The following is a 536-nucleotide window of genomic DNA, read 5'->3' as shown; positions in this document are numbered from 1 at the left end:
CCGATTTCGTTGTCGTCTTTGCCTTCCAATGCCATCAGCGCAGAACCGATGATGATGGGCGTATCATCGCCCGGGAAGTCATAGGCGCTCAGCAAATCACGCACTTCCATCTCTACCAGCTCAAGCAGCTCTTCATCATCGACCATGTCCGCCTTGTTCAGGAACACAACGATGTAAGGAACGCCAACCTGACGAGACAGCAGGATGTGCTCGCGAGTCTGCGGCATAGGGCCGTCAGCTGCGGAACAAACCAGGATAGCGCCGTCCATCTGCGCAGCACCGGTGATCATGTTCTTCACATAGTCAGCGTGACCTGGGCAATCAACGTGCGCGTAGTGACGAGTCGGAGAATCGTACTCTACGTGCGAGGTGTTGATGGTGATACCGCGAGCTTTCTCTTCCGGTGCGTTATCGATCTGATCGAAAGCGCGAGCGGAACCGCCATAAACTTCGGCGCAAACACGGGTCAATGCAGCTGTCAGAGTAGTCTTACCATGGTCAACGTGACCAATGGTGCCTACGTTCAGGTGCGGTTT

At 54.9% G+C, this 536-nt stretch carries 1 protein-coding gene; it reads right to left on the bottom strand.

Features of this window, described 5'->3' with window-relative positions:
• On the bottom strand, positions 1-536 hold a 536-nt coding region (locus tag H4J77_RS19630; RefSeq protein WP_220469449.1), incomplete at both ends, for a GTP-binding protein.

Origin of the sequence: Pseudomonas sp. 5Ae-yellow (genome assembly GCF_014077575.1) — a bacterium.
Taxonomy (GTDB): domain Bacteria; phylum Pseudomonadota; class Gammaproteobacteria; order Pseudomonadales; family Pseudomonadaceae; genus Halopseudomonas; species Halopseudomonas neustonica.
This window is presented reverse-complemented; position numbering and strand designations above follow the sequence as displayed.